Genomic DNA, 21,718 nt, shown 5'->3' with positions numbered 1-21,718 from the left:
CGATCGATACGGACGTGGAAGTCGGTGAGGCGGGGCCAGCCCAGTTCCTTTCACGGCTGACGTTGCCGTTGGCTGCGCAGGAGCATGAAGCTGACGACGGTGAGCAGCCGGCCGGTGGTGCCGCCGCTGTACCGGGTGGACGGCCGGCTCAAGGTCACCGGCAAGGCGCAGTACGCCGCCGAGCACGACGTCTGACGGAAGGTGCACGCCGTCATGGTCGACGCGCGCATCCGCCGCGGCCGCATCACAGCCATCGACACCCGCGCCGCCCTCACCCAGACGGGCGGGCTCAAGATGATCAGCCACCTCGGCGCGCCGAAACTCCCGTACAAGGACAACAAGGCGTCGAACAACCCTCCGGGCGAGCGGCTTCGGGTCTTCCAGGACGCCAAGGTGCGCTTCCACGGGCAGCCGGTCGCCGTCGTCGTCACCACCACCCTCGAGGCCGCCCAGTACGGCGCGGGCCTGATCAAGGTCGACTACGACGCTGAGAAGCCCTCGACCGACCTGGACAAGGCCGCGGCCGACAAGCCCACCGAGTAAGTCCGGGGCGACGCCGAAGACACACTGCGCTCTGCGGCCGTACGGATGGACCTGACCTACCGGACCGCCCGCAACCACCCCAACCCGATGGAGCCGCACTCCACCATCGCCCGATGGAACGGCAACAAGCTCACCGTCTGGGACAAGACCCGGTGGGTCCTGGGCACCTACCCGGACCGAACTCTCCACCGTCGACGCCCGTGGCCTGCCCTGGCCGTGTCATCCCTGCCTTTGCAGGGCGGCGGCGGCCACAGGCGGTTGGTGATTTCTGCGCTTCAGGGACGAGTGGGGGCCGGCGGTGTTTGACAGTAGAACGAGATAGCTCAGCTCCTACGGTGACGGTGGGGCTCAACAGCCGCGTGTCCAGCGAACGGCGGTGAGTTCATACGATCGGATGTTTCGCACGCGAGGCGGGCATGGTGGCCAGGCGCCGGCGGGCAAGCCAACCAAGGCCATGCGCGGGCGCGTCCCGTGCTCCCTCCGGATCAGGAAAGCGAGTTCTGATGCCTCGTCGCCGCCTCGGTGCCTGCTTGTTCCTCCCACTGGTGTTAGCCGCTGTCTTCGCCTCGCCGAGCGCCCACGCGTACGCCCCGGCCCGCACCGCCGCCCTGGTCGATGTGACCTGCCCGGTCGGCAGTCAAACGGGGCACTACCAGCCGGGACTGACCTACGAACCGCGTCAGGTGTCCTTTACCGCCGAGGGCAACGTATCGGGATGTGTGGACCTCACCGGCAACGGACTCAGTGGTGCTTCGTTCACCACCTCCGGCAGCGGGACGGCGAGCTGCACCAGCGGTAGCGTCTCCAACCGTACGACCTACCACTGGAGCGACGGCCGCTCCAGCACGGTCGTCGGAACCGGAGCGATCAACGTCAAACCGAACGGCAGCACCGTGCTCGTGCTCACCGGCACGGTCGAGTCCGGGCTGTTCACAGGCGCGACCGTCGTCCAGACGAAGACACTGCTGAACACGGACCTGGGAGCCTGCCTGAGCCCCACCGGTCTGACCGACGTCGGCGGGCCGATCACCTTGACTGTGGCTTTGTAGACGCTCTGCTCGTCGGTGCTGCGGCCGAAGTCTCCAGCCCGACCTCTGCCGGCGAGGGCAGTGAAGTGAACGCCCTCTCATTTTCCCGGTTCACGAGTACCGTGAGAGGCATAGCCTCGCTGGATTTCCGAGAGTACCGAGCGGGCCGAGGTGAGGTGTTGAGGCCCTTACTTCGAGAGAACGGCACTGCTGGGGGCGTGGTGAGCCGGAAGACGCGGGTGGCGCGGGTGGCGCGGGTGGCGCGCGCCAGGATGGCACGACACCGTCCGGCACCGCGTAGGAGCAGCCTCCGGAGAAGTCCGCAGGCTCGGCGCCGTCGGCACTGGGACTGGGACTGGGACTGGAGTAAGTGGACCGCCATCTTAACGGCCGCCGTCGCGGCCGGCGGTCTGGTGTTCACGGGCGTGGTGACCTACTGGAACGTGCGCACAGCCGAAGATCAGCTTGCGCAGTCCCGGGAAGACCAGGAAAGGACCGTACGGAAACAGGCCTCCCAGGTGACATCGTGGGTGGAGCAGAGGCCTGGAGGACTCGTCAGGGTCTTGGTGAACCGATCTCCCGATCCCATCTCTTCTGTGCAGCTCGACTACGAGTGGACCGACCCGAAAGCCACGGAGAGATTGGCCACGGCCCGCACCGACACACTCTCCGACATCGCCGACGGGGCAAGTGTGCGCGATGCCTGGCAGAAGCTGCACAGAGAAGGTTCTTCGTCGCTGGAGCCCACATACGCTCAGGTTCTTCTCGAGGAGACGTTCCTGGCTGTGAAAGCTCGTTACCTGGGGCAGATTCCTCCCTGCTCGCGGGTAGAGGTGAAACCGCCCGTACGCGACGTCGACCTGCGCTTCATCGACAGTCAGGGAGCACACTGGCTGCGCACCAGCGAGGGCGTACTACGTCCCGGATCTCCCGAGACGGACGGCAACGAATCCTTGGCTCTTGGATACAGCAAGGTCGGTCTCCTCCAGGCAGCGCCCTCCAAGGTGACCAAAATCGAATGTAGCGAGACGGAGAAGCCCTGATGATCCGGCCGTCTTCGAACGTCCGCCCCACATTTCCAGGGCTTCGTCAGAGGGGGCAGACGGGGAGACGTCGGTCTCGTCGGCCGAGGCCGATGAGACCGCGTCGCCCGAGGTGAACGGTCAGCTGGTGACCCAGTTCCTGTAAGCCCAACTCCTGTAAGCCCAACTGCTGAAAGCTCAGCGCTAGGCCATGTCGTCGAAGTCGTCAAAGTTCCTTCCGGCTAGAGGGACACGCCCTGGCGGACGGACGAAGACGCTACTGTGACGACACCCCCTGGGCCGCGGGCCCGCCGCTCAGCCTCCGTTCCCAGAACACCTCGTCGTGCCACGCGCCGTCGGCGTAGAAGTGTTCGTGGGCGATGCCCCAGGAACGGAATCCGTGCTTGCGGAGGATTGCCTGGGAGGCGAGGTTCTCCAGTTGGGTGTGCGCCTCCAGGCGGTGCAGGTTCAGCTCGTTCTCGGCGATCCGCAGGGCCAGACCGACGGCACGGCTCGTGTGCCCGAGTCCTTGGTGGCGGGAGGAGATCCAGTAGCCGAGGAACCCCTTCTGGAACGGGCCGCGCAGGATGGAGCTGATGGTGACCTGCCCGATGACGGTCCCGTCGGAGACCACGACGCCCGGCCACGTGTGCCCCTTGCCGTGGGACTCCAGCAGGGATGCGATGGCCTCGGCCTGCCCGTCGGGTGTGTAGAACTCCTCGGGTCTCGCGGGCAGCCACCGCGCGTACGTCTGCCTGTCGCGGGAGAGCGACTCGGCCAGCACGGGGCCGTCGGAGGGGTCGATCAAGCGAATCAACGTGGATCTCACGGGTGCTCTGCTGCCTTGTCAGTCGCCGTAGTCGGCCAGTCGCCGTAGTTGGTCAGTTTCCGTGTCGGTCGGTCGCCCCCGTAGTTGGTCAGTTGCCGTGGTCGGTCGGTTGCGAGGGTACTTGCGCGGGTGCTTGCGCGGGTCGCGCTCGATGATCGGGGCGAGGATGCGGCGGTGCGCTCGCCTTCCAGCGCTTTCACATGACCCCTGGGAGAAGCAGACCTACGGAGGCGCTCGCTCACCGTAGGTCCGGCCGACGGCACTGCCGTCACGGCCACGGCATCAGACCCGCACCTACGCGTCGGGCAGCCCTCCGGAACGGCGGCCTTCCGGTATCTGGTGTGGTGTTGCGGGCGTGAAGAGGCCCGCGAGCTCTTCGCTGCGCGGTCAGCAGATGACACTGAAGAGTGGGACGAGGAAGAAGGAGGCGACGAAGAGGAAGTCGTCGCCGTAAGTCGGCCGGGGAGGGCTGATCTGTGCTCACCGTCGTCATCTGCGTGTTTCTGGCGCTCGTGGTCTGTGCAGTGGTCAGTGTGTTCTCGCCGGGGTACCGGCGGTGGATGCTCAAAGCGGTCGCGGTGCTTGTCGGTGGACTTCTGGCTGTCTATCTGGTCGCCCGCGGTATCACCGAGTTCTTCATCATCGACTACTCCGATCCTGCGAGTTATGCCCAGGACTGGGGCGGCCCTCATCTGTTGGGCGTCTTCGCCGTGCACTCCGGGCCCGGCCTGATCGTTTTGGCCACAGCTGGTTACCTCGTGTGGCGCCGCGCCCGCCGGCGAGCCGCCGTCAGGCCGTCCCGAGACCGCCGGACTGTGGGGGAATAGCTGTCGCTCTGACGCGCTGGTACGGACCGCGGGCTGCGGACCGCGGGCAGCGATCGGGGACTGCGGACCGCGGGCAGCGATCGGGGTCGGGACTGTTGGGGCGGCGTCCCCGGAGCACGTCAGGGCGGCCGGTGTCGGCATGCGGGCGCAGGTGTCGACGGGCGCGGCCGCGGAGAGCGCGGCCGCGGTGTGCTTTCTTGCGTGGGACGGCGCCGCGTACATCACCGGCGGACGCCGTCGTCTCCGTCGTCTCCGTCGTCGCCGTCGGCGGTGTGCGCATGGGGCATTGAGCGCGACCGCGCCGAATCGCCACGTCACACGTGCTCGGAGACCAGTACTGCCCATGTGCCAGGTTCCACTGCGCGGAATACATGGGGAAGGTCTGCCGGGTACGTGACGGCGTCGCCGGGACGCAGCTCGACCGGATCGTCGGCGAGGCCCACAAAGGCCCGGCCGGCGCTCAGGACGACGTGCTCCACGACCCCCGGCATGTGTGGTTCCGACGTGCGCTGGTGACCGGGTTCGGCGGCGACGCGGTAGATGTCGCGCCGCGCGCCGGGTGGACAGGCTCCGAGGAGAGTGGCGTGGTAGTCGGCCTGCGCGGAGGAGACCGCAGGCCCCTCACCGGCCCTGATCACGTGGACGCGGGGCCGGGGCGGATCCATCAGCCGGGCGAAGGGGATGTCCAGGGCGACGCAGAGCGCCCAGAGCGTCTCCAGGCTGGGGTTTCCCGCTCCCGACTCCAGATGGGACAGCGTGGATTTGGCGATCCTGGCCCGTTGGGCTACCTCGCTCAGGGTCAGGCCGGCGCGGTCGCGTTCCCGGCGCAAGGACGTCGCGATGGCCTCCAGCGGGGGCTTGGAAGGGGTGGAAGGAGCCTTCTCCATGGCTGAAGAGGCCTTCTCCATGGGCTCCTCCACGGCTGAAGGTGCCTTCTCCATGGCGGACGAGGCCTTCTCCATGGCTGTGGCTGTTCGCTTCATCGGCATCCTGTTCGTCTTGACGAACACCTGGGGCGGTGTTCAGTATGCACTCCATGTGTTCGGTATGGCGAATTTTAGGGCGCGGAGCGCTGCGAGACATCGTTCTCGTATGCCTGGCGGTCGGCGTCATCGGCCTTTCCTACGGCGCGATCGCTGTCGCCTCGGGGTTCCCGCTGTGGGTCCCGGTGCTCCTTGGCGTACTCGTCGTCGCCGCCTCCTCCGAGTTCCTGTTCATCGGGATCGTCGCGGCGGGGGGCAGTCCCATCGCGGCGTTGTTCGCCGGGCTGCTGATCAACGCGCGGCACCTGCCCTTCGGTCTGGCGGTGCCCGAGGTGATCGGCTCCGGCTGGCGTCGCTACATCGGCACACATCTGATGAACGACGAGACCGTGGTCTTCGCCCTGGCCCAGCAGGACCTGCCGCGCAAGCGCGCGGCGTACTGGCTGTGCGGCCTCGGCATCCTGGTCTGCTGGCCCGTCGGGGCCTGCCTCGGCGGAATGGCCGGTGCCCTCCTCGACGACACCGACGCGCTCGGACTCGACGCCATGTTCCCGGCCGTGATCCTGGCGCTGATCCTGCCCGCGCTCCGTGACCGAAAGACCCGGAGCGCGGCCCTCGCCGGCTCCGCTCTCGCTCTGGCGACGACCCCGCTGCTGCCGGTGGGGCTGCCGGTGCTGCTGGCACTCCTCGGGGCAGCCTTCGCGATCGAACGAACCCGGGAGAAGGAAGGTACCCGATGAACAACGCTCCGGTGAACGGCACTTCGATGAACAGCACTCCGCTGAACAACACCCCACTGCTCGTCGCCACGATGCTCGCCCTGGCCGCCGGAACGTACGCCTTCCGCCTCGCGGGACCATTGCTGCGCTCCAAGGTCACCTTTTCCCCCGCGGTGGAGAAGCTCATGGAGCGGGTCGCCGTGGTGCTGCTCACCGCTCTCGTGGTCACCACCGCTTTGTTCGAGGCGCGTGAGTGGGCTGGGTTCGCCAGGCCTGCCGGTGTACTGGTGGGCGGCGTACTGGCCTGGCGCAAGGCTCCGTTCCTGGTGGTGGTCCTGGGGGCCGCGACGGGCGCGGCGGTGCTGCGGCTGCTCGGTGTCCCCTGAGCCGGCGGCCTGCCAGGCCGCCCGGAGCCGATGAGCGACGGCGATGAACGGTGCTGATGGGCGGTGCCGATGAGCGACGGCGATGAACGCTGCTGATGGGTGGTGCGATGAGCAACGGCGATGAACGCTGCTGATGAGCGGCGGCGATGAACGGTGCCGCTGAAAGGCGCTGACGAGCGGTGCCGGGGGAGCGGTGCCGGGGAGCGATGTCGGGGGAGCGGTGCCGATGAACGGTGCCGGGGAGCGATGTCGGGGGAGCAGTGCCGACGAGCGGTGCCGGCGAGGGAGAGACGACCAGGCTGCTTGACTCTCCCACGATGGGAGAGTCGAAAGTGGTCCACATGTGCATGGACGACACGTCGCTGCCGACGTGGAGCATCGGAGCCGTGGCGCGGCAGACCGGACTGCCCGTGAAAGTGGTCAGACACTGGTCGGATGTGGGCGTCGTGACACCGGTCGGCCGGACCGCCGGCGGCTACCGCCGCTATGACACCGTCGGCATAGCTCGGCTGCAACTGGCCCGCACGCTACGGGACCTGGGGATGGGGCTCGGTGAAATCCGGGCCGCCCTGGATCGCGAGGACGGGCTCACAGAGGTGGCGGCCGCACACGTCGAGGCTCTGGAGGCGCAGATCCGCCGCCTGCGGACCCACCAGGCCGTCCTGCGCACCGTCACACGTCGCACTACCCATGAAGGACTTGCTCTGATGACCCGCACCGCCCACATGTCGCCCGACGAACGTCGCAAGCTGATCCACGATTTCCTCACCGACACGCTTGGCGACCTGGAAGTGGCCCACTTCCGCGAGGGGCTCCTCGCGGCCGGCAGCGACCTGCCGGAAGACCCCACCGACGAGCAGGTCGAGGCGTGGCTGGAGTTGAGCGAGCTGGTCGCCGAGGGGGGCCTGCGTCCCGCCATGCGGCGCATCGCGGAGTACGCCGCCCGCCATGGGCAGGGAGTGCAGAACTCCACCGCCGCGGCGGCGGAAATGCGCGCACTCACCGACACCTGGACCGCACACGTCCGCGAGGCGATGCAGGCCGGCACCGCGGCGGACTCCCCGGCTGCCGACCAGGTCGTCGCTGACATCATCGCCGCCTGGCTGCCCAGCCGCGCGAATTCCGACCCGGCCGTGACCGGCGACGGCACCGAGGCCCGCACACTCCTGCGTGAGCAGCTGACCGCCGCGGCCGAGCCCGCCGTCGAGCGCTTCTGGCAACTGCTGTGCGTCCTCGGCGGCCGTCCCGCACCCGCCGGAATTGCCGCGGAAGGGCAGTGGCTCGCCACCGCGCTGCGCGCCAACCCCGCGCCCGGCGTACGCAACGCCCGGCTCGAAGCCCTCTACACGGACGACACCGACCCCTGGCCGGGCGGTGTCCTGGACGCTTTCACACGCGTCCAGGGCACCGTCGGCACACTCGTACGCGCAACGGCGCCGGACCAGTTCGGCCTGCCGACCCCCTGCAAGGACTGGACCGTACGGGACCTGGTCGACCATCTGGTGTGGGAGAACATCATCTGGGGCGGCCTGGCACAGGGCACGCCCCCCACCAGCGACCACGGCAAGGATCACCTCGGCGACAACCACATCGCCGCCTTCGAGACCGCTGCCGCCAAGGCTCGCGACGCGTTCCGGCAACCGGGCATGCTGGACCGCACCTTCGGTCCTGCTCCCGGCCGCCGCGTGGTCGAGCAACTCCTCGTCGAGCTGCTCGTGCATGGCTGGGACCTCGCGACCGCGCTCGGCCGCGACCGCGACCTGGAGCCCGGCATCGCGCGCGCCGCCCTGCCAGTCGTACGGGAGATCTACGGCGACCTGCCGCGTACCGCCGGCGGATCCATCGCTCCGGCACAGCCCGCACCCGAGCGGGCCCCGGCCCTTGACCAGGTAGCTGCGTTCCTCGGCCGCCGCATCCCGCACTGACCGGCACCCACATGCCTCCGGCCGTCGCACGCGGACCCGAACGGTCGCACGGGGCCGGTGCAGTTCTGACCCCGACTGGGACCCGATGGCCTGATGGTGGTGTCAGGTGTCAGGTGTCAGGTGTCAGGGGTGAAGTGGAGGCGCTCGTCGAGGACGTCGCGGGCGACGTCAACCAGGCGGCGGTTGTGGCTGAAGGCGTAGGCGCGCAGACGTAGCAGGGCGTCTTCCAGCGGGATGCCGAGCCGGCTGCTGAGGAAACCTGTGGCCTGGTGGACTTTGGCGTGGTACAGGGGCGGACTCGGTCGCGGTCCTGTGTCGGTGTCGGCGTCGATGTCGATGTCGATGTCGATGTCAGTGTCGATGTCAGTGTCGGCGGCTACGGCCTGGGGCGGGGTGTTCAGCAGCAGGACCAGGGCGGCGCGGGCGAAGATGTCGAGGTCGAGCCGCTGGCCCAAGGGAAAGAGGCCCGCGGTGGTGCGGTAGCCGGTCAGGACGCCGGCGGTGGCCACGCCCAGGCGCAGGGGGACGGCGATGACGGCGCGGGCCGATGTGCCGTATGCGGCGGAGGTGAAGGCGGGCCAGCGTTCGCCGGCGGCCTGGGTGGACAGGTCGGTTTCGGTGATGGTCTCTCCGGTACGGGCGGCGTCCAGGGTGGGGCCCTCGCCGAGGGTGTACTGCAGGTCTTCCAGGGCGGAGCCGAGACCGCCGTCGGCCAAGGTGCCCCACAGCAGTTCCAGCGAGCCCGACCGGGCGCGCAGGTTCAGGGTCAGGGCCTGTAGCTGCAGCAGGTGGGCGGCGGAGACGGCGGAGACGGCGGACAGGCCATATCCGTCATCGGCGGCCTGGCGCAGGCTCTTGAGAAATCGGGTGAACTCATCGTGGGACATTACGCCCCCGGCGGACAGCCATAGGCTTCCTCACCCGCAGCAGCAGGGCGGGCTCGTCTCCTGCAGGCGGCGGGAGAAGGAAGGTGCGAAGGAAGTCCGGCGATGGTTGGGCCGGGCCTCACCGGGCCGGATAGAACTCGTCGGGTACGTTCCCGCGGGCGATCTGGGCCGCAAGGTCGGACAGTTTCCGCCGCTGAGAGCGGGCGTAGTTGCGCAGTTGGATGAAGGCCTCATCCATGTCGATACCGAAGCGGCCGACGAGCAGGCCCTTGGCCTGTTCGACGATCACGCGGCCGTCCAGCGCGGTCTGCAACTGAGCCAGGACGGTGTCCTTGTCGGCCAGTTCATGCCGATGGGCCAAGGTGCCGCCGACGGTGTCGGCCAGGGTCTGGGCCAGCTGCATGTCCGGGGTGCCCATGTAGGGCGGGCGGCTCATGAACAGGTTGAGCGCGCCCAGCAGCATCTGGGGCAGGCGTAGGCTCACCGCGGCTATCGCTGTGATGTCGGCCTCATGGGCGTACGGAGCGAAGTGGGGCCAGCGCTCGGCCAGTTCGACCAGTTCGGCCGGTTCCAGCGGCTTTCGGGTGCGGGCACTGTCCAGACACGGCCCCTCGTCCAGGTTGACCTGGTTCTCGGTCAGCTCGCGGCACACCTCGTCGGAGGCGGTGATGTAGTTGACCCGATCGTTGTCCAGGATGGTGATGCTGGCGCCGCGCACCGGCAGCAGCTCGACCGCCTGTGCGGTCAGGTCGTGCAGCAGCTCCAGCGGATCGAAGTCCGCCGGACGGTGAGCGAGGTCGAAAACGGCCTGCGCGATATGCGCCTCGCGCTCGGTGTTGAACACAGCGGACCGCCCATCATTGGCGTCCGCCTCCGTGGCGGTGGCAGGGTCAGGGCAACTCCGCCAGGGGGCGGGACAAGAAGTGGACCGGCCTTTTCCGATAGCCGGATGGTGTCCGCTGACGGGAGGGTGCTCCAGCTCGCCTCATCCCTCGGCTCGCCCGTCCAAGACTGCCACACGGCCGATTCCGAACCGGTACTGGACAGCCTCACGGTTCGACCTGCGCCTCCCCTCGCCCGGCCGCTTCCAAACACGAATTTCCTCGGGATCTCTGCAGTTTCTCCCGCGTGCCCAGCTGCACGTTTTCCCACGTGCCCGGTTGCACGGCAGATGCCTGCTGTCACAGCTGCCTGCCGTCTACGCACTGCCGGTGCTCTACCCGGACAGGCGCGCTCCAGGAGAAGCCCTCGACGCGCCTCACCACCACGCACGCACCACACACCTGCCGGACGGTCTGCCGCGCGTACGGTCTGCCGCGCGTACGGTCTGCCGCGCGTACGGTCTGCCGCGCGTTCGGCTGCCGCGCGTACCGTCTGCCGCGCCGACGCAGCAGAGGCCGCCCCAACTTGAAGCAGGAGGCAGCGCGTAGGCCGGGCCGCCGAACCGGCCGACGGGTCGAGGAACATCGACGCCAGAACGTGCGCCGAGCCCCGCCGGCTACGGCCTGCTTCGGTCAGCTGGCCGGCGGTGTTTTTCGAGCCACAGGCATCTCACCGGGTTCGTCCTGGTCACCGCCAACGGCTCGTACGGCAAACTCGTACGGCAAAGCCGAGGTCGCCTCTCGCGGGGAGGCCCGAGCACTGGACCAGCTCATCGAGACCGCCGAGTACGCTCCCCGGACGGAACGGAAACGGATCCAGGCTGATGCCGCGTGCTACGCCCGCGCGGTACGCACGCAGGAGTGGCGGCGGATGGCCGACGGCAAGGGCTCCATGGCAGCGAGCGTGTGGTCGACGGACGTCCGCCGCGCTTTCCGCCCTCTGGAGGGCGAGCCGGTGTTCGGGATGCTGATCGCCGCCGACAACGAGCGGTCCGACGAACGCGAGGAACGTCTGCCCCCTACACCGCCGCCGAACTTCCCTGCGACGACCAGGACAAGCGCCGGGCCGCCTGACCTGTCGGCCGCCCCCGGGTCGTGTCGTCCGGCCGGCCTCGACTCGGTGGCACTCCGCGGATCGGGGGCGGGGCCAGTCGAAGAGCGGTGCGGGCCCGAGTCTGCCCGAGCCCTGCCGCGCTACCGTGGTATGCCTCTCGGGCTCTCCCATAGCCGGCTCTCCCATGTAGCCGTCAAGGCGTCCTCGCAGAGGTTCCCGCTGTCGACCGTGTCTTCGCCGACGACGGTGTACTGGCTGCACCGCCCGGGCACCAGCGCCCCGGCACGGCGGCGTGGAGATCTTCGTGGTTGCTGCGTGCAGACCTTCGTGGATGCTGATCGTGCGGGCGGGGTAAGGGCATGGTGTGCTGATCCTGCCTGCGCCGGATGACGCCCTCGCCTCCCGCTTCACCGATGACGGCTACCTGCCCCTGCCCGGCCTGCTGAGCGCCGCTCTGCTGGCACGGCTGCGCGCCGAACTTCAGCGGCTGGCCACTCTCGCCGTTCGCCGGGATTTCACCATGGCCTGCATGAACGACTCGCCCCGGCACCTGACCGTGGTCGGCGGACAGAGCATTGCGCAGCACTCCTCGCTCATCCCCGCCCTCTACCGAGAGCCGGGCCTGCTCACCTTCCTCGGCCGCCTCACCGGACTGGACATCACGACCGTGCACGAACCGGTCGAACGGCACGTCCTCAACGTCCTGCACCAGCCAGGCGACACCCACGGCGCCCACATCGATGACTATCCCCTTGCCCTGGTCCTCTTCCTGCACGCCCCCGCGCATCATCGCGACGGCGGCCTACTCGAATACACCCCGCACGCCAGCACCCTCGATGCCCTGGGCACCCGCTCGGCACGCCGGGCCCACCACCGCAGCGGCGACGCCTACCTCCTGCGCAGCGACACCACCGCCCACCGTGTCACCCCTCTGCGCCACCCCGGTCTGCGGCGCGCGGTGCTCAACATGGCCTACACCACCCCCGGGCGGCAGCACGCCGTCACCGACTCGGCCACACTGCTGTACGACGGAAGCCCTGAGCAGGAAGGCACGCCACGAACAGGCGCCGCCCCTCACCACTGATCGACGATCTTCCGCGGGGGCTCAGCGCGACCCTGTCACGGGGCCGGAGGCAGGCCCGCCACAGCTCATTGGTTGCCGCGCACGGTGCAGCGGACGTGGACCCGGCATCTCTCTGTCTCGAGCTCAGCCCAGTTCGCAGCGACCGACAGCGGCCCGCACCCGGTTGAGCCCCTCCACCCTCCAGTGGTCCCGGTCGGGCATTTGGTCGTTCCGGCGCCAGCGCCAGGCCGAGAACAGCGCCCAGTTCAGGGCGCGGCACTGGTGAATCAGGTCCAGGTCGGCCCCCGCGTAGTGCTTTCCTGCGTCCTCGGGGGCATGGGCGAGGTCGAACTCAACGGGCCCGCGGCAGCACGTGGCGAGGTCTACGAGAAGCGGCCCTCTCCTCGTGTTCAGGAGGTTGCCTGGATGTGGTTCGCCGTGCAACAGCTGGTCACCGGCCTTCTCGACGCTGACTGCTGCGCTCAGGCCGCTGAGCGTGGTGCTGAGGAACTCCCGGTCGAGGTCGGGCAGTTCGGGGGACCGCTCGCGGTCGTTCACCTCGCTCAGCGCCCCGGCCACTCGATCGGTGAAATGCGGTGCGGCCAGATCGATCTGGCGCAGAGCGGCGTGGTGTTGCATGAGTACGTTCGCGTAGTCGTCCGGCGCGATCTCTGATCGCACAGGTTCGTAGTAGGTCCAGAGCGAGATGGCGAAGGCATCACGCACATGGACTCGGGGCTCGACCCGAGGCTCGAGCTCAGCCACCGGGGCGTCGATGTCGGCGAGACGGCGAGCAACCTCTACTTCGAACTCGGAACCAGCCAGATGACCCGAAGGCGCGACCCGAGCCAGAACATCACACGGGACCAGGCGCAGGACGACGCGGTCCGAGTTGTGGATGACGATCACATCGTCGACCTGCAAGCCCAGCCGTGAAGCGGTCGTCCGTCCTGCCTCAACAGCGCGACGGAGTTCCCATGGCTCCATACCGGCCTCCCTCATTTCCGGGCCCGGGTCCGCGAAGGGCCTGGGCGCCGAGAGTAGTTGACGGGTCATCGGCCATAACCGGTTTTCCAGGGGCCAGGGCGCGGCGCAGGCGGAGGAGGAGGCGAGCCCATGATGTTCCCGTCCCCGTCCCAGTCCCCGTCCCAGTCCCCGGCCCAATCCCCGTTCTCGTCCCTGTCCTCGTGGTGACGCGGTGCATGGGACCCCGCTTGTGCAGGAGTGCCAGGAGTGCCAGGAGTGCCAGGAGTACGTGGACCGGATACGGATCGGCGGTGCAATTCGTGCCGGGCGGTGCCAGTACCTCGAAGGCCGGCGCGGTCACGGCGGCTTTCCTACGTCACGGCGGCTTTCCGTCGTCGTGGCAGATTCCTTCGTCAGGCGTATCTCTTCGTCATGACGGGCGTCGTGACGGACTTCTGCGGTGACGTGTGTGGCACGCCAGGACGCTACGGACCGCGGCCGCCGGAATCCGCGGTGTGCGCCTCGGGGCCGTCGAGCCAGCCGTTCGGCCCCGCCGGTTACGCCCGATCCGGTGAGCTGTCGCGCGGGTCGGGGTGGGCGGAGGGTGTCCGGCCCGGACGCTGGGCCGGTGGGCAAAGAACATCCCAGAAGCGGTACGGCCGTACCCCTGGCGGCCACGTGCGCGTGGTTGCCCTCCCTGACCGGGTTGCGATTCGTTGCCGCGTTCGGTGTGTTCGTCTGCCACGTGGCCACCCTGGAGGCCGCACGCAAGGGCAGCTGGTCGGCCCCGGCCTTCTTCCTGCTGGGCCCGGTCGGCGTCTCGCTGTTCTTCGTCCTCAGCGGATTCGTGCTGACCTGCTCGGCGCGGGAGACGGACACGGCCCGCAGCTTCTGGCGCCGGCGCATCGTCAAGATCTACCCCAGCCACCTGGTGGTCTGGGTACTCATCATGCTGCTCTTCCGTGGCATGGGGATGCCTCGTCCGGTCACCGATGCTGTGGTTGCCCCTACAGTGCTGGGTGATGTGGCCAACGCCCTGTTGGTGCACACCCTCATCCCGCTGCCGCAGTTCGGCCTGGCAGGCAACGGCGTCGCCTGGTCGCTCACCTGCGAACTGCTGTTCTACCTGCTCTTCCCGCTGCTGCTGCCGCTGGTCAGGCGCGTTCGCACGGGGTGGCTTCCGGTGGCGGCCGGCGCCGCGACGGTGGCGGCCTGGGCGGTCCCCATGGTTTCGCTGGGCCTGGGCGGACCGCCGTTCGAACAGAGCTCCCTGCCCGGGGACGTCACCCAGCCTCAGTTGTTGTTCGTATACATGTTCCCACCGAGCCGGCTGCCGGAGTTCGTCCTGGGCATGATCCTTGCCCGGATGCACCTGAGCGGGTTCCCGGTCCGGATCGGCGTCCTCCCGGCGGCAGGCCTGCTGTGCGCGGCCCTGTTCCTCGGCATCGCGCTGCTTCCCGCGCCGTTCCTGCTCACCGCCGCCACGGTGGTACCCGTCGCGCTGCTGGTCCGGGCGACGGCGGCGGTGGACGTGCGCGGCGGGAGATCCCTGCTGCGGGAGCCGGGCATGGTCTTCCTCGGCAACCTCTCGTACGCCTTCTACCTGGTGCATGCCACGGTGATCGCGGTCGTCCTGTTCTACGGGGGCGGCGCATGGGGAACGGGCCGGGTCGCCTGCGTCTCGTTCATCGTGGCGCTGGCGGTGTCCTGGCTCCTGTACTCGCGCGTGGAACGTCCCTGCATGCGCCGCTTCTCCGCCGCTCGCCCCCGCCCGCGTACCACTGCGGCTCTTCCACCGGTCCTGCCCGGGACGGACTACGAAGGCGCCCCGGTCCGGAACCCGAGCCCCCGGCCCACCGCGGACCCGTAGGGATGCAGGACGGCGGGGTGGCGCGGTGCAACGCGGTGTGCGCCGGCTGGAGGAGCACGCCAACGCCGACGGCGGCTGGGGCGAGCGGTGGGAGTCGTATGCCGACCCCGCCTGGTGGGGCAGGGGCCCGTCCACCGTCTCCCAGACCGCGTAGGCGCTGCTCGGTCTGCTCGCCGCCGGGACACCGCCCGCTCCGAGACCATGCTGTCCATCGGTGCCGCCCACCCCTTCCTGTGCTCGATGTTCGGCACCGGTTTCTCCTTCATGGCCCGAGGAAGCGGAGTACCAGCGCCGGCGCGAGCTGTTCACACCGGTCTTTCGCGGTCGCGCACTCATCACCAGGCGTGCCAAGACGCGGGGCGCCGGACGGGCGAGACGGGGGCCGCTTTCGTTCCGGGGAGGTGCTGGGGTGGCAGACGGGCGTGGCTTTGTCTTGCAGGGGCCTTCCCGAACTCTATTTTAATGCTCGTTCCATAACTGCTACGCTCCCTGTCATGTCTCGCCCCAGAGGTTTCGACCTTGATCACGCGCTCGATGCGGCCATGTCCGTCTTTTGGGACAAGGGCTATACCGCCACCTCGGCCCAGGATCTGGTGGACGGTACCGGGCTCGGACGTGGCAGTCTGTACAACACCTTCCACAGCAAGCACGGTCTGTTCGCGGCCGCGCTGCGCCGGTACGACGCCGTGTGGACCTCTCGCCAGGTGGAGGTGCTGGAGGGGGAGGGGCCGGTCCGGGACCGCATCCGGGCAGTCCTGATGACGGTGGTGGAGGAGGAGTCGGCTCCCTCGTCCGGCCACCGGGGCTGTCTGGCGGTGAACTCGGCGATGGAGCTGGCCGGGCAGGACGAAGAGGTCACCGGCCTCGTGCGGCATATCTTCGCGCGTATGGAGGAGGCGCTGTGTGCGGCCATCCAGCGGGCGCAGCGTGCGGGGGAGATCGACAAGACCCGGGATGCCCGGCAGCTGGCGCAGTACCTGCTCAGCTCCATGTACGGCTTGCGTGTCCTGGGCAAGGTGGCCGATCGCCGGACGTTGACCGGAATCGTCGACCAAGTCCTGCAAAGCCTTTGAGTGTCGCGCTGCGTCAGATCCACTTCCGCAGCGGGCCGTGAACGACCGGCGGTGCCGTCGGTCGTTCTTTTTGACCAAGTTCTGTAATGGTTATTCAAATACAAGGCAAGGAGCAACGATGCCCATCGCCGTGTACGTCCTCGGTCTGACCGTGTTCTGCATCGGGACGACCGAGTTCATGATTTCCGGGCTGCTGCCGGACCTGGCCCGCGACCTGTCGGTGACCGTCCCGACCGTGGGTCTGCTGATCTCCGGCTATGCGTTGGGCGTCGTCATCGGTGGCCCGGTGCTGACGGTCGCCACCCTGCGTATCAACCGCAAGACCTCCCTGATCGGCCTGCTGCTGCTCTTCGTCCTGGGGCAGACCATGGGGGCGCTGGCGCCGGATTACGGAGTGCTGATGACGGGCCGGGTGATCGCCGCCCTGGCGCAGGGGGCCTTCTTCGGCATCGGCTCGGTGGTGGCCGTCGACCTGGCCGGTCAGCAGCGGCGCGGGCAGGCCCTGGCCATCATGTTCGCCGGCCTGACCGTGGCCAACGTCTTCGGCGTGCCCGCGGGAACCTTTCTCAGCCAGCATGCGGGGTGGCGGGCGAGCTTCTGGGTGGTGGACACCCTGGCCGTCCTGGCCCTGCTCGGCGTCATCTTCTTCGTGCCGCGCCGCCCCAACGAGCCCTACGTGGGCGTCCGTGCGGAGCTTGCCGCGTTCCGCAACCCACGGGTCTGGGTGGCGCTGGCCACCTCCATGCTGACCCAGGCGGCCGTCTTCTGCTGTTTCAGCTACCTCTCGCCCTTGTTCACCGACGTCAGCGGCTTCCCTGAGGGGGCCGTGCCGCTGCTGCTCGTCCTCTTCGGCGTCGGCTGCTTCGCCGGCAGCATCGTGGGAGGAAAACTCGCCGACCGCTACCTGCTGCCCAACCTCTACGTCGGAATCGGCGCCATGGCACTCGTGCTGGCCCTGCTGACCCTCACCGCGCACAACCGGATCGCCACCGTGATGACGATCGCCGTCTTCGGCGTGGCGGCGTTCTCCATCAACCCCGCCCTGCAGGCACAGGTGATGCGCGAGGCCGGGGACGCCCCGACGCTGGCCACCACCACCAACACCTCGGCCTTCAACGTCGGCAACACCATCGGCCCGTGGCTCGGCGGCAGCGCCATCAGCGCCGGCCTGGGCTACACCGCTCCCGCCTGGACCGGCGCCCTGCTGGCCGTAGCGGGGCTGGGGACGGCCACTGTCTCCGGCGTACTGCAGCGCCGTGCAGCGCCCGCCGGAGAACGGAGGCCGAACAGCGCGGCTTGGCCCACGCCCGCCAAGTCGGGTTGACGCGCCGGGACCTCAGACGGCGCCGGCCCCCTCGCCTTCTCCCTACGTGGCGGGCCGACGCGCTTCACCATCTCTCAATCTCTCGAACTGCAAGGAGTGCATGAATGACTACCGCACAGCCGGTCATCGCCGTGCTGGGCACCGGCATCATCGGAGCGCCCGTGGCCCGCAACCTGAGCAACAACGGCTTCACCGTTCGGGCCTGGAACCGCACCGCGAGCAAGGCTGAGGCCCTGACCGCCGACGGCATCCACGCCGCGGCCACCCCCGCCGAGGCGGTCACGGGCGCCGATGTGGTGCTGACCGTCCTCAACGACGGCCCCCGAGTGCTGGAAGCCATCGAGGCCGCCGCGCCGGGTCTGACCGAGGGCACCATCTGGGTCCAGGTCAGCACGGTCGGGGAGGCCGTCGACGAGCTGGCCATCCACGCCACCGAGGCCGGGCTGATCTTCGTCGACGCCCCTGTACAAGGCACCCGCCGGCCGGCCGAGCTGGGCAAGCTCGTGGTCATGGCCGCTGGGCCCACCAGCGTGCGCCCCACCGTGCAGCCGCTCTTCGACGCCATCGGCTCGCGCACCCTGTGGGTCGGCGAGGACGGCACCACCGGCGCGGCCAGTCGCCTGAAGCTCGTTCTGAACACCTGGGTGGTAGCGCTGACCCACGGCGTGGGCGAGGCTCTCGCGTTGGCCAAGCAGCTCCAGGTCGACCCGCAGCATTTCATCGACGTCGTCACCGGCGGGCCGATGGACAACGGCTACTTCCGGAGCAAGTCCGCCGCCGTCCTCTCCGGCGACTACACCACGAGCTTCTCCGTGGACAACGCTAAGAAGGACGCCCGGCTGGTCCTGGAGGCAGCACAGCGCACCGGCGTCCGCATGGATACCGTCGAAGCCGGCCACCAGCGCTTCCAGCGAGCCTCGACGCAGGGCCACGGCGACAAGGACATGGCCGCCGGCTACTTCGCCAGCTTCGACGCCTGACGACCGCCGGGCACCGCTGGCCACTGCCCAGGGTGTTCGCGTGGCAAGCGGACCTCGGGGGAGTGGTGGGCTCTCCCGGTCATGTCGGGCCGTAGTCGTGGCCGCCGGCGCGGCGGTCCTGCTCGCTGCCCTGGGCGTGACGAACGCCGAAGCGGCCGCGCCTGTTTCCACGGCGCGCGCCGATGCCCTTGCACCGATGACGCCGATTACGAAGAGCTACAGCGATGCGGGCACGTACACCTGTCGGGCACGTACACCTGTGAGGTGCCTGAGGGGGTGATAGAGGCCACGGTTGCGGCGGTCGGTGCTGGAGGCGGCGGCGGTGGCGGTGCCCGGCGGCGGTGCCCGGCGGCGGTGGCGGTGCCGGCGGCAGGGGCGGTGTGGTCGGTGAGTCCAACGATGGGAGGGACGGGGCGCGCGGAGGTAACGGCTGCATTCGTGCCGTGGCAATGAGTGTGCTCTTGTGTCCGGGACCGGGCGGGAAGCGTTCGCGCAAGCGTGCCGCTTCCGGACGACTGCTGGACGACTTCTCTATGTGTCTGCCTGACCGATCTATGTGCCTGCCTGACCAAGCGGCGCGAGGAGCTGTTCGAGAGCACCGATGCGATGCGCACGCGATAGGTACGTGATGGGCACGCAATGCGCATCGCGTGCACGCGATGTGCACGCGATGTGCACGAGACGGGCAGTTCGTGCCCCGTTCTCGGCGAGGACGGGCCCGGGGTGCGGTGACACCGCAGCCCGGACCCGCGTGAGGCGTGCCCGGGCTGTGCGGTTCGGCAGTGTCCTGCCCGTCGGGGGTCAGGCGGAAAGGGCCTGGCTCAGGGCGTCGAGGCCGTCCGCGTATATCCCGGTGAACAACTCCTCTGCCTCGGTGTCGCCGACACCGTTGGGGGTGAAGCGTCCGGACCACTGGACCTCGGCGAGGTCGTCCCGGCCGTCGACCGGGTGGACGCGCAGGGTGGAAAGGTAACCGGTGACGGGGAACGGGGCTTCGACGATGGCGTAGGTGTAGTGGCGCTCGGCCTCGTTGAAGCCGACCAGGCGCTCGACGATGACGTCGCCGTCCGGGTTGGTCAGCTTGCGGACGCGGCCGCCTTGGAGCGGGGTGCTTTCGGGGATGTAGGGGAGCCAGTCGGGCAGGGCGTCGAAGCCGCCGATGAGGTCCCACACCTTCTGGGGGGAGGCGGGCAGGACGCGGCTGACAGAGGTGGATGCCATGGTCTTTCTCCTGCTGATCGTGCCGGGGGCGGGGGTCAGGCGCCGTTCGGGAGCGGGGCGGCCGGGCTGACGAGTCCGGCGGCACGCAGGTCGGTCCAGAACGCGGCCGGGATGTTCTCGTTCAGGGCGGCGGTGTCCTCGGCGATGCGGCTGGGGCGTGTGGCGCCGGGGATGACGGCCGCGGCTGCCGGGTGGGCGAGGGAGAACTGCAGGGCGGCGGCCTTGATGCCGACGCCGTGCTTCGCCGCGAGCGCCTTGAGCTTGCCGACGCGCTCGACGATCTCGGCCGGGGCCTCCTGGTACTCGAAGTGGGTGCCGCCGGCGAGGATGCCGGAGCTGTAGGGGCCGCCGACGACCATGTCGACGCTCTGTTCCTGGGCCATGGGCAGGAGGCGCCCGAGGGCGTGGTCGTGGTCCAGGAGGGTGTAGCGGCCGGCGAGGAGGAACCCGTCGGGCTGCGGCTCGTCCAGGGCGAGGGTCAGCTCGATGGGCTCGGTCTTGTTGACGCCCAGACCCCAGGCCTTGATGACGCCCTCGTCGCGCAGCCGGGACAGGACGCGGAAGGCGCCGGTGCGGGCCTCCTCGAACTTGCTCAGCCACGCGTCGCCGTGGAAGTCCTGGGCGATGTCGTGCACCCAGACGATGTCGAGGCGGTCGGTGCCCAGGCGCTTGAGGCTGTCCTCGATGGAGCGCTCGGTGGCCTCGGCGGTCCACTCATGGATGATCTTGTTGGGATTGCCGTGCTCGAACAGTCCGCCCTTCTCGCCGAAGTCGGGAGTGGCGGTCTCGTGCTCGTCGAGGATGACCCGCCCGACCTTGGTGGACAGCACGTAGGAGTCGCGGGGCTTGCCCGAGAGCACCTCGCCCAGGCGCTCCTCGGCAAGGCCCGCCCCGTAGAAGGGAGCGGTGTCGTAGTAGCGGATGCCCTGGTCCCAGGCGGCCTCCACGGTGGCGCGGGCCTCGTCGTCGGGGATCGCGCGGAACATGTTGCCGAGCGGGGCGGTACCGAAGCCGAGCCGCCCGGGGAGGAGGGACTTGATGCCCATGGGAAAGATCCTTGTCTCGATGGTGATGCGCGGCATTGAGGAGGTTTCTCCTGGTCCGCGCCTCTTGCTCCACCGAGGTTAGGATCGTGGGGTCAGACTGTCCAAGACTTGCTTGGACATACTTGAGTCCTCCGAGGTCTTACATGCTTGACCTGCGACAACTTCGCTATTTCGTGACCGTGGCCGAAGAGGAGCACGTCGGGCGGGCTGCCGAACGCCTGCACCTCTCGCAGTCCCCGCTCAGTCGGCAGATCGCGCAGCTCGAGAAGAATCTGGGCCTGACGCTCTTCGAGCGCAGCCAGCAGCGTATCCGGCTCACCTCCGACGGCCGCGTCTTCCTCGCCGAGGCCACGGCCCTGCTGCGGCACGCGGACCGTCTGGAGAACCTGGGCCGACGCCTCGGCCGCGGTGACGAGGGCGGCCTGTGCATCGGGTACGTGGGCGACGCCATGCACACCGGTCTGCTGCCGCGGGCCCTGCGTACCCTGAACGAGGAACGCCCCGGCATCCACGTCGCCCTCTACGACCTCACCGCCGCCCAGCAGTTCGAGGGCCTGCACCAGCGCAGCCTGGACATCGCCCTGGTCCCCGAAGCCCCGCCCGAGTCGGACCCGGACCTGCGCAGCACGCTGCTGCTGAAGGATCCCGTGCTGCTGGCGATGCCCAGCGGCCGCCCGCTCGCCGACGTGGCAGAGATCGGGCCCGAGGACCTCGACGGCCAGCCGTGGATCGCCGTCGAGGACAACCAGGACCACGTGTGGCGAGACGACTTCGTCGCGGCGTGCGCCGCCGCCGGCTTCACCCCCGACATCCGCTTCGAGGCCCCAGAACCCCTCACCGCCCTGGGCCTCGTAGCCTCCGGACTCGGCAACGCCTTCGTACAGAAGAGCATGCTGCACGGCGACCTCTCGGGCGTGACCGTCCGCGAACTGCCCTGGTTCCAGAGGTCCGCTCCTCTGTGGGCCGTGTGGCACCGGACCGATCTGCGCCCGGTCGTCGCCTCGTTCCGTACGACGGTCCTGGCCGCCGGAGCCGAGAACGCCGGTACCCGAACCTGAGCCGCGGGCCGTGACGGCGCGTCAGGCTCATGC

22 protein-coding genes and 1 pseudogene are annotated in these 21,718 nt (G+C 69.0%); 16 read left to right on the top strand and 7 right to left on the bottom strand.

The features are described 5' to 3' along the window. The first annotated feature begins 213 nt into the window (after positions 1–213). From AAC944_RS36460 to AAC944_RS00400, 4 genes and pseudogenes are all read left to right on the top strand, one after another. On the top strand, positions 214–543 hold the full coding sequence (locus tag AAC944_RS36460; protein ID WP_438272775.1) for a hypothetical protein: 330 nt from the start codon (positions 214–216) through the stop codon (positions 541–543). Between the two features lie 15 nt (positions 544–558). Further along, a pseudogene (locus tag AAC944_RS36455) lies at positions 559–849 on the top strand (molybdopterin cofactor-binding domain-containing protein); the annotation flags it as partial. A 224-nt stretch (positions 850–1,073) separates the two neighbouring features. Beyond that, a complete protein-coding gene (locus AAC944_RS00405; RefSeq protein ID WP_196943301.1) occupies positions 1,074–1,592 on the top strand; it encodes a hypothetical protein in 519 nt (172 codons plus the stop codon). Between the two features lie 575 nt (positions 1,593–2,167). Then, positions 2,168–2,614, top strand: coding sequence for a hypothetical protein (locus AAC944_RS00400; RefSeq protein ID WP_051872318.1), 447 nt, complete (start codon positions 2,168–2,170; stop codon positions 2,612–2,614). A gap of 256 nt (positions 2,615–2,870) precedes the next feature. Here AAC944_RS00400 and AAC944_RS00395 read toward each other — a convergent pair whose 3' ends face one another. Further along, positions 2,871–3,401, bottom strand: a complete 531-nt coding sequence (locus AAC944_RS00395) for a GNAT family N-acetyltransferase (protein WP_368396731.1) — start codon at positions 3,399–3,401, stop codon at positions 2,871–2,873. Between the two features lie 497 nt (positions 3,402–3,898). Here AAC944_RS00395 and AAC944_RS00390 point away from each other — a divergent pair, with 497 nt between their 5' ends. Further along, the gene (locus AAC944_RS00390; RefSeq protein WP_030622732.1) at positions 3,899–4,249 is read left to right on the top strand and encodes a hypothetical protein; all 351 of its coding nucleotides are present in this window, start codon (positions 3,899–3,901) and stop codon (positions 4,247–4,249) included. Between the two features lie 314 nt (positions 4,250–4,563). Here AAC944_RS00390 and AAC944_RS00385 read toward each other — a convergent pair whose 3' ends face one another. Then, positions 4,564–5,136 (bottom strand): helix-turn-helix domain-containing protein, encoded by a 573-nt coding sequence (locus tag AAC944_RS00385; RefSeq protein WP_030622730.1) that lies wholly within the window; start codon positions 5,134–5,136, stop codon positions 4,564–4,566. 149 nt (positions 5,137–5,285) lie between these two features. Here AAC944_RS00385 and AAC944_RS00380 point away from each other — a divergent pair, with 149 nt between their 5' ends. The 3 genes from AAC944_RS00380 (at position 5,286) to AAC944_RS00370 (ending at position 8,262) form a co-directional block, all read left to right on the top strand. Then, positions 5,286–5,972 carry an AzlC family ABC transporter permease gene (locus tag AAC944_RS00380; protein ID WP_030622728.1) on the top strand — a complete coding sequence of 229 codons (687 nt, stop codon included), beginning with the start codon at positions 5,286–5,288 and terminating at the stop codon, positions 5,970–5,972. A gap of 26 nt (positions 5,973–5,998) precedes the next feature. Continuing rightward, the gene (locus tag AAC944_RS00375; protein WP_030622726.1) at positions 5,999–6,337 is read left to right on the top strand and encodes an AzlD domain-containing protein; all 339 of its coding nucleotides are present in this window, start codon (positions 5,999–6,001) and stop codon (positions 6,335–6,337) included. A gap of 317 nt (positions 6,338–6,654) precedes the next feature. Continuing rightward, positions 6,655–8,262, top strand: a complete 1,608-nt coding sequence (locus AAC944_RS00370) for a TIGR03086 family metal-binding protein (protein ID WP_368396729.1) — start codon at positions 6,655–6,657, stop codon at positions 8,260–8,262. A gap of 116 nt (positions 8,263–8,378) precedes the next feature. Here AAC944_RS00370 and AAC944_RS00365 read toward each other — a convergent pair whose 3' ends face one another. Both AAC944_RS00365 and AAC944_RS00360 read right to left on the bottom strand, forming a co-directional pair. Beyond that, positions 8,379–9,149: an ANTAR domain-containing protein gene (locus tag AAC944_RS00365; RefSeq protein WP_030622722.1), complete on the bottom strand. Its 771-nt coding sequence runs from the start codon at positions 9,147–9,149 to the stop codon at positions 8,379–8,381. Positions 9,150–9,267: 118 nt separating this feature from the next. Further along, positions 9,268–9,993: a GAF and ANTAR domain-containing protein gene (locus AAC944_RS00360; protein ID WP_030622721.1), complete on the bottom strand. Its 726-nt coding sequence runs from the start codon at positions 9,991–9,993 to the stop codon at positions 9,268–9,270. 284 nt (positions 9,994–10,277) lie between these two features. On the opposite strand from AAC944_RS00360, the gene AAC944_RS36575 reads away from it, so the two are divergent. Together AAC944_RS36575 and AAC944_RS00355 are read left to right on the top strand one after the other, a co-directional pair. Further along, the gene (locus tag AAC944_RS36575; RefSeq protein WP_490368253.1) at positions 10,278–11,474 is read left to right on the top strand and encodes a bestrophin-like domain; all 1,197 of its coding nucleotides are present in this window, start codon (positions 10,278–10,280) and stop codon (positions 11,472–11,474) included. After that, entirely contained in the window at positions 11,449–12,168 is a 720-nt protein-coding gene (locus tag AAC944_RS00355; protein WP_051872315.1) for a HalD/BesD family halogenase, read from the top strand. Before AAC944_RS36575 ends, AAC944_RS00355 begins: the two co-directional genes overlap by 26 nt. Positions 12,169–12,291: 123 nt before the next feature. On the opposite strand, the gene AAC944_RS00350 is transcribed toward AAC944_RS00355, so the two are convergent. Next, positions 12,292–13,134, bottom strand: a complete 843-nt coding sequence (locus AAC944_RS00350; RefSeq protein WP_030622719.1) for a phosphotransferase — start codon at positions 13,132–13,134, stop codon at positions 12,292–12,294. 685 nt (positions 13,135–13,819) lie between these two features. On the opposite strand from AAC944_RS00350, the gene AAC944_RS00345 reads away from it, so the two are divergent. From AAC944_RS00345 to AAC944_RS00325, 5 genes are all read left to right on the top strand, one after another. Further along, positions 13,820–14,983: an acyltransferase family protein gene (locus AAC944_RS00345; RefSeq protein WP_196943300.1), complete on the top strand. Its 1,164-nt coding sequence runs from the start codon at positions 13,820–13,822 to the stop codon at positions 14,981–14,983. A 25-nt stretch (positions 14,984–15,008) separates the two neighbouring features. Continuing rightward, positions 15,009–15,137, top strand: a complete 129-nt coding sequence (locus AAC944_RS00340; protein WP_368396727.1) for a hypothetical protein — start codon at positions 15,009–15,011, stop codon at positions 15,135–15,137. Positions 15,138–15,477: 340 nt separating this feature from the next. Further along, the gene (locus tag AAC944_RS00335; RefSeq protein WP_030622717.1) at positions 15,478–16,056 is read left to right on the top strand and encodes a TetR/AcrR family transcriptional regulator; all 579 of its coding nucleotides are present in this window, start codon (positions 15,478–15,480) and stop codon (positions 16,054–16,056) included. A 118-nt stretch (positions 16,057–16,174) separates the two neighbouring features. Then, on the top strand, positions 16,175–17,380 hold the full coding sequence (locus tag AAC944_RS00330) for a Cmx/CmrA family chloramphenicol efflux MFS transporter (RefSeq protein ID WP_030622716.1): 1,206 nt from the start codon (positions 16,175–16,177) through the stop codon (positions 17,378–17,380). 104 nt (positions 17,381–17,484) lie between these two features. Continuing rightward, positions 17,485–18,360: an NAD(P)-dependent oxidoreductase gene (locus AAC944_RS00325; protein WP_030622715.1), complete on the top strand. Its 876-nt coding sequence runs from the start codon at positions 17,485–17,487 to the stop codon at positions 18,358–18,360. A gap of 801 nt (positions 18,361–19,161) precedes the next feature. Here AAC944_RS00325 and AAC944_RS00320 read toward each other — a convergent pair. After that, positions 19,162–19,581 carry an SRPBCC family protein gene (locus tag AAC944_RS00320; RefSeq protein WP_030622713.1) on the bottom strand — a complete coding sequence of 140 codons (420 nt, stop codon included), beginning with the start codon at positions 19,579–19,581 and terminating at the stop codon, positions 19,162–19,164. Between the two features lie 35 nt (positions 19,582–19,616). Further along, complete coding sequence (locus AAC944_RS00315; RefSeq protein ID WP_030622711.1) at positions 19,617–20,627, bottom strand: aldo/keto reductase; 1,011 nt, start codon at positions 20,625–20,627, stop codon at positions 19,617–19,619. 143 nt (positions 20,628–20,770) lie between these two features. Between AAC944_RS00315 and AAC944_RS00310 the strand changes: the two genes are divergently transcribed. After that, positions 20,771–21,685 (top strand): LysR substrate-binding domain-containing protein, encoded by a 915-nt coding sequence (locus tag AAC944_RS00310; RefSeq protein ID WP_030622709.1) that lies wholly within the window; start codon positions 20,771–20,773, stop codon positions 21,683–21,685. Positions 21,686–21,718 lie beyond the last annotated feature (33 nt).

It is taken from the genome of Streptomyces sclerotialus, assembly GCF_040907265.1.
GTDB classification, from domain to species: domain Bacteria; phylum Actinomycetota; class Actinomycetes; order Streptomycetales; family Streptomycetaceae; genus Streptomyces; species Streptomyces sclerotialus.
Note: the sequence above shows the minus strand (reverse complement) of the source record. Positions and strands in the feature narration are given on the sequence as shown.